13 protein-coding genes and 1 pseudogene are annotated in these 11,406 nt (G+C 41.3%); 10 read left to right on the top strand and 4 right to left on the bottom strand.

The genetic code is table 11. The features are described 5' to 3' along the window. Positions 1-521: 521 nt before the first annotated feature. On the bottom strand, positions 522-2,429 hold the full coding sequence (locus QTN94_RS18405; RefSeq protein ID WP_331428466.1) for an HpaII family restriction endonuclease: 1,908 nt from the start codon (positions 2,427-2,429) through the stop codon (positions 522-524). Between the two features lie 214 nt (positions 2,430-2,643). Here QTN94_RS18405 and QTN94_RS18410 point away from each other — a divergent pair. After that, positions 2,644-2,957 (top strand): annotated as a pseudogene (locus QTN94_RS18410) (transposase); the annotation flags it as partial. 308 nt (positions 2,958-3,265) lie between these two features. Here QTN94_RS18410 and QTN94_RS18415 read toward each other — a convergent pair. Further along, the gene (locus QTN94_RS18415; protein ID WP_331428467.1) at positions 3,266-3,574 is read right to left on the bottom strand and encodes a hypothetical protein; all 309 of its coding nucleotides are present in this window, start codon (positions 3,572-3,574) and stop codon (positions 3,266-3,268) included. A 58-nt stretch (positions 3,575-3,632) separates the two neighbouring features. Next, a complete protein-coding gene (locus QTN94_RS18420) occupies positions 3,633-4,061 on the bottom strand; it encodes a hypothetical protein (RefSeq protein WP_331428468.1) in 429 nt (142 codons plus the stop codon). A 912-nt stretch (positions 4,062-4,973) separates the two neighbouring features. Here QTN94_RS18420 and QTN94_RS18425 point away from each other — a divergent pair. The 5 genes from QTN94_RS18425 (at position 4,974) to QTN94_RS18445 (ending at position 8,181) form a co-directional block, all read left to right on the top strand. Continuing rightward, positions 4,974-5,441: a hypothetical protein gene (locus QTN94_RS18425; RefSeq protein ID WP_331428469.1), complete on the top strand. Its 468-nt coding sequence runs from the start codon at positions 4,974-4,976 to the stop codon at positions 5,439-5,441. A 37-nt stretch (positions 5,442-5,478) separates the two neighbouring features. After that, positions 5,479-6,531 (top strand): hypothetical protein, encoded by a 1,053-nt coding sequence (locus QTN94_RS18430; protein WP_331428470.1) that lies wholly within the window; start codon positions 5,479-5,481, stop codon positions 6,529-6,531. A gap of 74 nt (positions 6,532-6,605) precedes the next feature. Then, positions 6,606-7,025 carry a helix-turn-helix transcriptional regulator gene (locus QTN94_RS18435; RefSeq protein WP_331428471.1) on the top strand — a complete coding sequence of 140 codons (420 nt, stop codon included), beginning with the start codon at positions 6,606-6,608 and terminating at the stop codon, positions 7,023-7,025. Positions 7,026-7,250: 225 nt separating this feature from the next. Then, positions 7,251-7,670: a hypothetical protein gene (locus tag QTN94_RS18440; protein ID WP_331428472.1), complete on the top strand. Its 420-nt coding sequence runs from the start codon at positions 7,251-7,253 to the stop codon at positions 7,668-7,670. A gap of 172 nt (positions 7,671-7,842) precedes the next feature. Beyond that, positions 7,843-8,181: a DUF3024 domain-containing protein gene (locus tag QTN94_RS18445; protein ID WP_331428473.1), complete on the top strand. Its 339-nt coding sequence runs from the start codon at positions 7,843-7,845 to the stop codon at positions 8,179-8,181. A gap of 393 nt (positions 8,182-8,574) precedes the next feature. Here the strand turns inward: QTN94_RS18445 and QTN94_RS18450 are convergent, their stop codons facing one another. After that, on the bottom strand, positions 8,575-8,781 hold the full coding sequence (locus QTN94_RS18450) for a hypothetical protein (protein WP_331428474.1): 207 nt from the start codon (positions 8,779-8,781) through the stop codon (positions 8,575-8,577). Between the two features lie 202 nt (positions 8,782-8,983). On the opposite strand from QTN94_RS18450, the gene QTN94_RS18455 reads away from it, so the two are divergent. The 4 genes from QTN94_RS18455 to QTN94_RS18470 all read left to right on the top strand — a co-directional run bounded on the left by QTN94_RS18455 (position 8,984) and on the right by QTN94_RS18470 (position 11,017). Beyond that, positions 8,984-9,565 (top strand): YagK/YfjJ domain-containing protein, encoded by a 582-nt coding sequence (locus tag QTN94_RS18455; RefSeq protein WP_331428475.1) that lies wholly within the window; start codon positions 8,984-8,986, stop codon positions 9,563-9,565. A gap of 110 nt (positions 9,566-9,675) precedes the next feature. Next, positions 9,676-10,134, top strand: coding sequence for a ribonuclease HI (locus QTN94_RS18460; RefSeq protein WP_331428476.1), 459 nt, complete (start codon positions 9,676-9,678; stop codon positions 10,132-10,134). Between the two features lie 76 nt (positions 10,135-10,210). Next, positions 10,211-10,786, top strand: a complete 576-nt coding sequence (locus tag QTN94_RS18465; RefSeq protein WP_331428477.1) for a hypothetical protein — start codon at positions 10,211-10,213, stop codon at positions 10,784-10,786. A 99-nt stretch (positions 10,787-10,885) separates the two neighbouring features. After that, positions 10,886-11,017, top strand: a complete 132-nt coding sequence (locus tag QTN94_RS18470; protein ID WP_331428478.1) for a helix-turn-helix domain-containing protein — start codon at positions 10,886-10,888, stop codon at positions 11,015-11,017. The last annotated feature ends 389 nt before the right edge of the window (positions 11,018-11,406 follow it).

The raw sequence follows: 11,406 nt of genomic DNA on the forward strand, positions 1-11,406 counted from the left end.
TTGGTCGTTGCTCTCGCGAATAAGCTGGCGCGGATTATTTGGGCCGTCTTGGTAAAAGGAGCGCCTTACAATCCTCATTTGGCGTGTGCCTGATAAAGAGAACCATCTGTAAAAGAGCGGTAATACACTGATGTAAAACGGTTTGTCTTATTCAAAACCTGTTAAGGACAGCGGCTATTGAAAAGCCATGCGTGTGTAGAGGAGGATAAGACGTCAATTTGGAACTCATTAGGGCGCAGCAAACTCAACGTTGCTATAACGACGCCGGATATATGTCGCAAGACCGTCGACCATCAATGTTAATCTCCGTTAAGGAGGCTTATGAATTAGCTCAAAGAAAAGACCAATATTAATTTCAATCGGGCCTTGCGATCAGCGAGGTGACCATATATGTCCTTGTTACTTTCTAATCTCTGATATCAACTTGTTCGCAAAACCAATAACGTTAGAAGAAATTAGGGGCAAAGTTGGTGCATTTACCCCTGGACAAAGCTATAGGTATCTACCAGACAACATTCTACCTACTTCATACGAATCTGAAGGTTAAGCTTTATATAAAACTTCCCATTTTCAAAGTACGCATTACCAAAGCGATGGCGACTCAATGAAGGCGTATCTAGTTTAGTATTTTGAACAAGGTACTCTTTCATTATTTGATCTTTAATGACGTGATATAGCCCTAATTCCCCTGTTTCCCTAGTTAATATACTACCTTCACTTGAATAGTAACCATCCCAAGGCGTTATCGAGAACATACCGAGAAGAACGCTTTTTAGATAATCCATAACCCTGACTAGCTGTTGATGATCATCAAGTAAATCTGTCAGGTTAGAGCCTTGCCCTGAGTAATACTTAACTAACATCTCAGCTAAAATCTCTGGCATATTGCTATCAACCAGTCGAAGATTTCTTTCGTGAATCTCTTGTTCACAACGAACAAACTTTAGTTCACAGCCATTATTGAGGATATACTTAATACGATCTTTAGCTTTTGCTTTAGTCGCAATAGAGTTAATATCATCTAAGCTTCCATTATATCCTGAAATCTCAAAGATAAAGTTTGTTGCTGATGATGCATTTAGAAGAGTTGGTGCTCCACCCACTTCAGATTTAATTCCGAGTGCATTATTTAAGTACTGGGCACCAGAGAAGCGAAAGGATAGCTGGATATCTCCTTTAGAGCTTGACGAACCTTTAAAATTAGAGACCAGTAAGTTATTTAAGACTTCATCAGCAGATGGAATTGGGAACGCACTCCCGACACCCGCCTTTATCTCTTCTAAAAAGTGGGAAACTGTGTGATGGTTTATCAATCCGTTAACTGGAAGTGATTTGATTACCACCTTGTTTTGATCGATTATTTGAATTGTCGAATCTAAAATGTCATAGCTATGCTGAGTGTTATTATGCTTTACATTTAAAACAATTACAGATTCATCTAACTTTTGCTTTGAAGCATTCAAAAATGGAAGCTCAGGCGTAAGTAAAAGTTTTAAGAATGCGTATAACTCACTCCACTCACCACGGTTAAATCTACGTTCAGACATTTGTTTTTCCTTTGTATTTTCGTCTAGATAATCAGATACAGACTGACCAATATGCCTTACTACATCAACACAAACGCTGTTACCTAGTTGTTTCATTGCTTGGGTAATTGTTTTGGGCAATACGAATGAATCTGGAAAACCCATCATTCTTCGTCCTTCTTTGGGAGTTAACTGTTTTACTTCACCGTTAACCCTATAAGAGTCCCAGTTTCTTCGATCATCGATTGATGAACCTCGACCACCCACACGTAATGTAAAGCCGATTTTTCGCTCACACTCCCCTTCCCAAATATCTGACATTGTTGTTTCTAAAGGGATAGGTTTCGGGAAACAAAAAGGCGTAGTCGTATCTACTAAGTCTTTATTAAATCCTACAATATAGATCCTTGGACGGTGCTGTGGCTTACCGTAGCTAGAGGCTTTTAACACTTCAAAACTGATATCATAATTCAACTCAGTAAGATGCTCTTGAATTACTTTAAATGTGTTCCCGTTATCGTGGTTAACTAGGCCTCTAACGTTTTCCAAGATAAATGCTTTAGGCTTTTTAGCTTCTAATATGTCTACTATGGAAAAAAATAAGTTCCCTCGCTCTGAGTCTTTACCATCTTCAAAACCCTTTTTATGCCCAGCTTGAGAAAATGGCTGACAGGGAAAACCAGCGCACAAAATATCGTGATTTGGCACTTCATACGGGTTTAGACTCCGGATATCATCATTGAAAAAATTAGGGTCTATATCGTGATTAGCAGTGTAAGTTTCACGAGCGTGTTTATCAATTTCAGATGCAAATACAGCTTCCATACCTAATTGTGATAAAGCAAGATGAAAACCACCGATACCAGCAAAAAGGTCAATAAATGTTCTTTTACTACTGTCCAAGCGTACAAGTCTCATAGTTGTTATGGGTAAAATAAGGCAACTACCATACCACAATACACCACCAAATTAATCAAAATCACTTTAACTTTTAGAAGGGACACCCCAACCAAGAAAAATACTTTAAAATCAATACATAACAATCAAATCATCAAAGATAAAAGGTAAGCGTTCACCAGCAGTCCATTGACAAAAAGTGTGAGTTAACGCTTACAAAATGACAACTGCGAGAAAACAACAGATATGCGTTGATGCCACACCTTATTATCATTGCGTCTCTCGCTGTGTCAGGCGTAGCTTCCTGTGTGGGACTGACCCTATCACTCAACAAAATCATGAGCACCGCAGAGCGTGGGTGAAGCGAAAATGATTGCGATCTCGCAACTTTACTGCATCGACATCTGCGCTTACGCCATCATGAGCAACCACTGCCACTTGGTCTTACATATCAATCGAGAGAAAGCCCTAAATCTGTCGGCTTATGAGGTAGTTGAACGTTGGCAGCAAGCACACAAACTGCCCAATATCATTTAATGGAGCCTATCCTTTAAGCCTTACAAACGAACTTCCTTTGGATAGCCATGTGAGTTTTGTAGAAAAACAGGGGTGGCAATACGTGTGTAGTACACGCCAGAAGCCAGTTTTATCAAATACATATGTATCACCTATCTGTGTTAGGTGACTTTTCTAAGAATAAGTGGCGGAGAGATAGTCATCTAAACCGACACCTTGAATACGTTGTCTTACCTAGCTTTATGGAGGTTGTAACTCCATTCACTTTCAGACAAATGTACCTATACGTGTACCTAAAGTCAAACGTTACCTTTGTAACCAGTTTATCAATTTCGAAACACTTTATTGATGAGTGGCGGTAAGCTCTTTTCGTCTTGAGGTGCTTCATCAACCTTAACCCTCCACTCATTTTGATACTTTCCAGCGACCTCACGATAACAAAGTGGGCAGCAATGATGCTTGGCCGAAAAATGTGCTCTCGGCGTCTGCATAAAACAAAGATTGTGCTTAGTACAAACAATCTTAACTGGAGTACGGCTATTCTTGTAAACTACATGGCGGTAGTCGTAACGGTCTCCCCAGCGTAACCGAGCTTTAGCGATAAAACTTTGAGTAGTATCTTTTTTGAAAGGCATAATCGTTCATCGCGGCTTATATTGGTCATTATTGACTTACTTTCAACGAGACGGCACATTACTGTGGCTCTGTTAGGCTATTAAAAAGTAAATCATTCTGCTCAGATAACTGTGTCATTTGGTCTGCTATCCCCTCTATCTGCCCCGCTATTCCATCTAACTGCTGCTCGATGGGTGGTTTTTCCAAAGCTTCTCGAATAAGCTTAGTGACCATCTGGTTCATAGACAAATGATGCCTATTCGCTAACCTCTCAAAATCCCTGTACATGCTGATGCTCAGGCGTGGGCTTAGTGTTTTGGTCTTCTTACCAAACTTCTGCGTCCACTGCTTTAATATGCTCTGCCGCTCAGATGTACTGATTCCTTTCAACCACTCTTCCGTTGAAGACACCATGGCATCACCACTTCCCACCCTAACTTGCTCAACCCAAAGTTCATGAGCTTCGTTCTTTTTATCATACCCAATAAAGTAATCTTCCAGCTTCATAATACACTCTCTATTTGTTAATTCACTAACGCTAAGCAAGCACACTCTAATAGATAGAATGTGCCTTATTAACATTTTAAAAAAATTTAATACATTTCACTACTAACTTAACACTACAACATTAAAGTATCTCTTTAAGTCCTCACCAGAAAACTATCGGTTAACACCTCACCTACGGCTTAACACTCAGGTTTCGAGCTATCAACAGAAGTTCTATTGATATTTAAATTCAGTCTTATCTTTATTTTGCAAACCAATGACAAATCAATTTGATGTATGATAATAAATCATTAGTGCAACACTAAACAAACAAAGTGGGGAAATGCACCCACACCAAACCACTTCACTATCCTTGATATCGCATACAAAAAATAGAAGTATCCATCCGTACCCCCATATGTTAAAGAAAGGCCACCAATATTGGGTTTAAAGATACGATAAACACTATAAATGCAGAGTTCCCTGATATTTTTAAAACGAATTTTCTGGCAAAATTACATGCACTATAAAAAGTTACAATGGTCATAATTATCCATGAAACACTCAATTCACTTCATCAACAACCTTAATCATACCGCTGGGATATACAGCTACATTAGACAAAACAGTGATAACAATGGCTATTGTCCGATAACTCAACACACTAAGTTCAGCGACTCTGACGAGCTAAGTGCGAGTGACATCAAACGGCAGATACGAAAGACGGTCCAACCTCTCTTTAAGCAGCATCGAGGTATTACTCGTTGTTACAGCGTCGTTATATTTAAAAATAAAGACATAATGATCCCCTCACCCAAACATCTTGAACAGTTTCATCAACACAGAGGTCAATTAAAACAACACACTGATTTTTGCATACATCGACTGTTAGAGCATGAGTCAATCGTTGGTTCACCAAAGACAAGTCTACACATGTCTCAGTTGGTGTACCTCATCGTTCGATACAGTGCGCCAGGTGTCATGCTCTCATCACTCACCAAAAAAGAGGCCGCGTCACGGCTAAATCTTAAAAGCACTCAACTGAACGGCTTGCTCACCAAACTTATCAAAGCCGAGCTCATCTCGATCGAGCCTTTCTCCTTCATCGCCCCAACCGAAAAATTCTGGGAAAGCGGATGCCCAACAACCTTAGAGAAAATGTTCACCTATTCACCTGCTGAAAGCTCTCCAGCCAAAATAAGCGAAGTACAAGAAAGCGCTCTACGCTTCATCAGCAACTTTAACGATCTCAAAGTACATAACCTGCATTTCACCCACGAAAAAAGAATGCACGCATTAAAAAACCTTCCATTTGATATACGTAGTGTGTTTCAACCTGCGCTTACAAGCTATGTACAAGATATAAAAACGAAAGTACTCACTATCGAGAGAGGGTGGTAATATGAAAAGGCAAGCGATATATAGGTACGCCCCTTCTATGACGCAATTGAGCGCTCAATGCGGCTTCGAACCAAGCTCAGAGCTAAAGGCACTATTGCGTTACTTACACCAAGACGATTCCATTGAAAAAGAAGAGTGGAAAATAAAATACGAAAGTGAACTTAACCGCATTCGCCAACCCAGAGATGCGGGGTGGGTTCAAGCGTCCTCTCACAAGCAAAACTACATGATTGACCTACTCAAGCAGCGTACCCTTGAACAGCCTCTGAAGCACAGTGCTATTTCTCTCTTACTGCCGATATTTAAACGCGTTAAAGAAAAAGAATATAAAGAACACCAAGTCTTTAATGCGTGGGAAGAGGAAAGTAAGAAATTTAAGAAAGAACAGACTCGCGCAAAAAAAGAAGGAAGAGCAATATCGCTACCCGAGCCTCCCAAAAAGCCTCGATCCCCAAAACATCATCAACTCCCCAACCTCAGACATTTTAAGCAACTTTACTTTACGCGCTTCTTTTCTGAAGGAGCAACGATCCTCTCTGGTCCCTCTCGATACTTTGATGATCTATACCTTCAGGCGCAATCCGGCTTTTTGTCTATGAATATAACGTACCTCCCACAAGTTATAGTGCCTTTCTCAACAACCGAACTTGAGGGCATGTACTTTAAGGCGAAAAAACAAAAGCTCTCTCGAACTCAATGCGATAAGTTCGACACGCTGCTTCGATACTTCATATTACACATTGATAGAAACACCTACGTCTGCACTAAGACGCAAAGGCAAATGGCGCAAGAGACCCACATTGCAGAGTCCACCGTCAGTCGATTTATCGATACGTTAGTGGCAGCCAAGAAAGTCATACGCCATAAAGTGCCCAGCACATCCACAAATTTGCTTATTGCTGCCGATGATATGTTTGATGGACAAAAAGACGTTCCTCGCCCAATATCGAAAAATTACTCATTCATTGAGACATGCATTCTACAGAGCAAACATTTAGAAAAGCTTTACTACCAAGCCATCTGTCACAGCAAACTTCCTTACATTAGACAATTAGCGATAAAAGAATACACCATTTTCAAAATGGGATAGTCGTCTCTCATTTATCCAATAATCCAATACAGTCATGAGCATTGCTTTGTAATCACAGATAACGGAGCAATCTCATGACCACATCCCTTCAATCCGACCTTAGACTCATCCGCATTAACGACCTCGCCAACATGATTGGCTATCACCGCAGTTCAATTAATCACATGGTGTCTGAGGGGCGATTTCCTGAGCGAATTAAAATAAGCACTAGAGCTAGCGGCTGGCTCCTTCCTGAAATCAAAGCATGGATAAACCAAACGTGGCAATTGGGCCACTCATATAGCCCAGCTTTACTCGAAGAGCCTCACCTATTAAATAGGAAACAAGTGCTCGGCATTTTGGGCGTCAAAAGAGATTCCCTATATCGAATGATAGAAAGAGAAGAGTTCCCCAAAGGAAAAGTATTAAGTCATCGAGAGCAACGCTGGAATTATAACGATGTCATAACTTGGCTGGCAGGCAAAATTCAAGAGCGAGATAACAAGGCGGATTAACTCTCAAAAGTTCTAACCAAGTAACGACCCCAACCACCAGCAATATTCCCAAGAAGATTGCATATACGATATTTGCTCGTTTCATTTTCTTACCTCTTAGTTTCTAGATGAATATCCTATCGAGACACTCTGCTTAATCAGCGCGGAGCGATTCATGGTGGGTGATTTAACTCCTTTCGACAAACAAGAGCAGAATGAAGCGAGAGCCTACTTTGGAGCACTCTCATGTCCACACTGTCTATTATCACGCCGTGCAGTACTGTATTATTTGACGATGCCTTATTACATCGGGTTTGTGACGGATTAGCCAAACTCACCACGTTACCTTTTCGACAACACTGTCAGAGCCTTTGTTTGAGGTCGAGCGTTTCCCATGCAGAGGCAGCGGACATCACCTTATGCAAACTGAAAACAGGCGAATGGAAGATTGTGCGCATCGAGCAATGGAAAAAGCTTGATACTAGCCAACCGGCCATTGCGCATTTATTCGACTTTAAGAAGCGTCTCTTTCAAGATATCAAGACACGTTGCTACTCAATGAATCTCATGCAACACGAATCAAGGTTGCAAACCAGCTTCGAGCAGTGGCAGGCTACATCTCTTGACTCACCCATACTTGATGTTCAGTTAAGAGTGTTGCCTTAAGGCTTCCCGATAAAGCCTTAAAAGCAGGAAGGACGATGTAGCACCCTTCCTACTGCCACACCCAGTAATAAGCTGCTATCCCACGGAATGTTTCAGTGTTATGAATACATTCGCGCCACATGGACTTAGGAGGTTACAATACCTGACTATTTCAATAACACATGATTCTTACATGGCTTTTTCTGAATTTGAACACGCTCGCTATAGCAAAGTACTCAACACGTTTATTCACAGTGTCCGCCCACCTACACATAGTCGCCAGAGCGTCGACATTGAGGGTAAGCTAACGAATCAAACCATCGAAATTATCGAGAACCGAGCTAGGTGGGACAGACCTACAGAAACACTGAGTCACCCCATAGCTAAAATCACCTACATTCGAACACAACAGTGTTGGCGTCTGTCATGGATGCGAGCCAATGGCAAATGGGAAAAGTACGATGAATTTGACCATCTAGAGTATGCTCTAGAGGCAGTAAAAAAAGACCAATATGGTTGTTTTTGGGGATAAAAACATCCTCAAAATTTGTTACTCTGGGAATCGCTAACTTCCGAGTAGTATTGACATCATAAGCACGAGAAAAAGGTGACCTCCCGCCTTATCTGGTAAGGGTTTTGACCTCGACATAACCCTAGCTTATTTTCTGAATGCATACGGATGTATTAATACTACCTATCAGCACTACTTTAGTTAAGTCAATATAAGAATACTTAATCAATAGTATCAGTAGTGATACCCATACCTAGTCATAGAATCATATTCAGTCATACAACATCTATATCAATAATCTTACTCATACAATGGTAAGCCTATAGAGAGTGTTATTGCACTCTCATAGTATTAATCAGAAGCAGGTATGTTTCGTTATCATTCTGTTCATTATCAGCAATGGTTTACGATGATTCATAGAAGCAATGGCTTGATTAACCCGTAGCCTTGTGCAGTGAGAGTAGCAATGACACTTCTTGGTTCAGATGCCGTTAGATAACGGGGGTAGTTAAGATGGATTGGGTCGCGGCCCTTCATCGTCTTATGGGTTACGATAATGCCATTAGATGCGATCATACGCTTCTGGATGTGCTGGTGGCATGTGGTGCGACTAGGCGCCATCAAGATATTACTGCGCTGGTGCAGTGATAAGTTGAGATGGTCAACGTTGCTCTAAGGATAATAACGTCCGTGTTTAAAATTTGGTTTCTCACATTCAATTTCCAACAATACTAAGGCTTTGCCACCTTGTGACAGGTATTAAATACTGACCAAATACAACGATTGAGTTTGTTATGAAATCCATTCATAGCGAGATTCAATCATGACGCAACACTATTCTAGTCATCACTATAATCTCAATCACATTCAAGACATTGAGCACGTACTGCATCAAGCGTTAAGCCAATTTAAACGAGTCAGCGTGTTTAGGTTTGATGTGCATTACCCTGCTTTTCATCCTGATGACCCTACGCCTTATCGTACCCATGAGTTTACGAAGAAATTTCTCGGCTCTCTGTCAGCGAAGTTAGAGTTTCTCACGGGTCAAAAAGTAACGTTCTATTACCTTTGGTGCAAAGAGCACAACATTGAGAAAGGCACAGCCCTACCGCACTACCACTTTGCATTGATTTTGAATGGCAATCAATTTAGGCGCTGGGGCAATTATGACTACCAAGGCCCCTGCTTAAAAACGTGCGTTGAAGAAGCGTGCTTAAGCGCAATGGGATTACCTTCAGAATACGTGTCTAGTGTACTCCAATACGACGGTGTCAAAACCATCTGCACGTATGCAGGCAAAGATTATCAACCTCAATGGAATGAAGCAGTGAGGATGCTCAGCTATTTAGCTAAGAAAGAGGGCAAGATACCTGGACAACGCTGCTGGGGAAAAAGCAACGTATAGCGAGAGCGAATCAAACCAATCATTAACCTCATTTTCAAAACGTAGGGTAAGCATTTTGAACTGCATCGCCTTACGCCTTTCAAATCACAACACTCAAGGACACCATTATCATGACCTATTTACATTCGGTTTCCCCATGCGCTATCTACGTCGATGGTGCAGCGCCCAACAATCAACACGGCTGCCTAAAAGGCGGTATTGGCATTGCGATTTACAATTCAGAGCAGCAGCTTATCCATACTGACTCGATAACCGTTAATCGACCTACTGACAATGCCGAACTAGAACTTATCGCTTTGATAGAAGGGTTAGAATTTGCCAATGATGGCGATACCCTTTATTCAGACAGTGAGTATTGTGTAAAAGGTCACAATGAATGGTTAGAGGGGTGGAAAGCCAGAGGCTGGCGCAAAGCCAACGGTAAACCCATTGCCAATCGTGAACTTTGGCAACAAGTCGATAGGTTACGCGCCATGAAGTACGTACAGGTTATGAAAGTAAAAGCACACGTTGGCATTGAAGGAAACGAAAAGGCCGATAAGTTAGCCACGCTCGCGGCAAGAAATTAAATCAACACACAACAAATAGGAGCCTTTCCTAGGCTCCCTTTTCTATACACACCTTTACACCTTAGGAAACTCGACCATGAGCCAATTTCAATACGCCGAACTCACCCATCCAAATCCTTCTTATCATGTTGAATTTTCATCTAAGACCAAAGGCATACAAGAAGTACTCAATCTTGCCTTATCGCGTTATAAGCGCCTTTCCATACTGCTTATCGAGCTGGTTGTTCCACCAGATTGTAATCCTTATTGCAATGACGATGGCGAGTCACTGATGCATGCATTGATGGACACATTACAGCAATCGATGAACCACTTTGCTGATGGTTTTCACAAGGAGGGACAACTGCATGGTGCATGGGAACTAGACACAACGGATAGGGGGAGTACGTATACTTTCGCGTTAATGGTCGGTTTAGATTGGATGCATTCACACCCTGAGAGTCATCAGCGTCTCAATCATCAAATCCAAAGACACTGGCAACAGGTTTTATCGTTATCACCAATGCACGAGTATCACGATGCGACCTTTTTAATGACAGCGCCCACACGAGATGAGCAGGTGATAGATCAAAAACGCTCATTTTTGATTGCCCAAAAGCAGGTCAACATGGCATACAAACGCATATTGAATCATTTAGGGTTAGATAGCTAATGACAACCTTGATGACACGTGGCAAGGTAATTCGATGCACTAAGCAAGAGCTGACGGGGGGCAGATAAAAAACATGCTAAACCCGATCTGAGCTATTTAATGCCTGAATTGAGATTTGCACTTGTGGAAACACTTTTACTTCATACCCGAGGCAACCAAGCTCATGCAGCAAGGATGCTTGGGATTAGCCGCTGTACATTACGGAAAATTTACAACCAACACCATAAATGATAGTGCCGCTCTCTATCTGACTTAAGGCTTCTAACGTTATGCTCTAATCTTCTCTTGCTATCATGTATAGAGATAAATGTGATCTTGCTTCGGGCAGCTTTTTGCCTAACTTTCCTTTTAAGTCAAAAGCTTATCAATTTGCGGTTGTCCTATTGCTCACCTATTGGGAGTTCGTTATTCTCGGTTTAATACAGAAGATATTATCTACGTCAGACCAGAGTAATACGCAATGAAGCCATTATTTGAATTGTCAAAATCAGAGCAACTATTTCTTTTGGTGGAAGGTGCTTGCATTCCTGACCTAGAAAGGCAGCTTTATCAGCTACCTGGGGTAATGGAACAAGAACCGATTTTTTTGTATCCCCCTTATAATCAGCTATTGAGTGTTT

Source organism: Vibrio sp. M250220 (assembly GCF_036533795.1).
Taxonomy (GTDB): domain Bacteria; phylum Pseudomonadota; class Gammaproteobacteria; order Enterobacterales; family Vibrionaceae; genus Vibrio.